The following is an 865-nucleotide window of genomic DNA, read 5'->3' as shown; positions in this document are numbered from 1 at the left end:
CCTTGGCGGGATCGGCACCATGGGCGGCAATGTCACCATCCTCGGCACTGACCGGATTGGCGGCGTCGTTGCCCGAGAAATAGAGCTTGGCCCATCCCCCGCTTCCGTTGGAGTTTATGGCGACCAGTCCGTCGCCGAGCGCGCCTGTCGCCGTCACGACAAGGCCGCCGCCGCGCACCGCCGTGCCGCCCGAATAGCTGTTGGCGCTGTTCAGCGTCAGCATGCCGGCGCTGGTCTTGGCGAGTTGCCCGTCACCCGAAACGACGCCGTCGAGGATGAGGTTCTTGCCGGCGCCGACATCGAACGTGCCGCCGCTTGCGCCGAGGATTATCTGGCGCTCCAGCGTGAAGTTGAGCGGATTGCCGGTCACCTGCAGCGCGCCGCCGTTCAAGGTCAGGGCGCCCGAGACATCGCCCAGCGACCAGTCGCCGCCGATCCTCAATGTGCCCTGGTCGACGGTCCACGACGTCACCGCGCTGGTGCTGCCGGTCAAGGTCCATGTGCCGTTGCCGGTCTTTTCGTAGATGCCGAAACCCTGGTATTGCTGTCCGACGCCTGAGACGTCGAAGCTGCTGTCGACGTTCCCGCCGAGCCTCAACGTGTCGGCCGCGCTGAAGGCCTCCACAGTGCCGCTGATCGCCGAGCCGGCCCGCAGCTCCAGCGTATTGACGCCGCCGCTGAACCGGATCGCATCAGCCTGGGGGCCGTTGCCGTCGATCGAGAATCCACCGGCGATGGTGCCGCTGTTGGTCACGGTGAGGCCAGCCCCGGCAATGCCGACCCCTCCGGATCCGGCAAGGTAGCGTTGATCGGAATAGCCGCTGGCGCCACCTGTGCCGCCCTGCACGGTGCCGCTGTTGTCGAT

General features: G+C 66.9%; 1 protein-coding gene. It reads right to left on the bottom strand.

Annotated features, from left to right (window positions below):
- Positions 1–865, bottom strand: an 865-nt coding sequence (locus tag EN949_RS35475; RefSeq protein WP_206535021.1) for an autotransporter-associated beta strand repeat-containing protein, incomplete at both ends; no start/stop codon positions are given.

Origin of the sequence: Mesorhizobium sp. M7A.F.Ca.US.007.01.2.1 (assembly GCF_003998165.1) — a bacterium.
Lineage (GTDB): Bacteria > Pseudomonadota > Alphaproteobacteria > Rhizobiales > Rhizobiaceae > Mesorhizobium > Mesorhizobium ciceri.
Note: the sequence above shows the minus strand (reverse complement) of the source record. Positions and strands in the feature narration are given on the sequence as shown.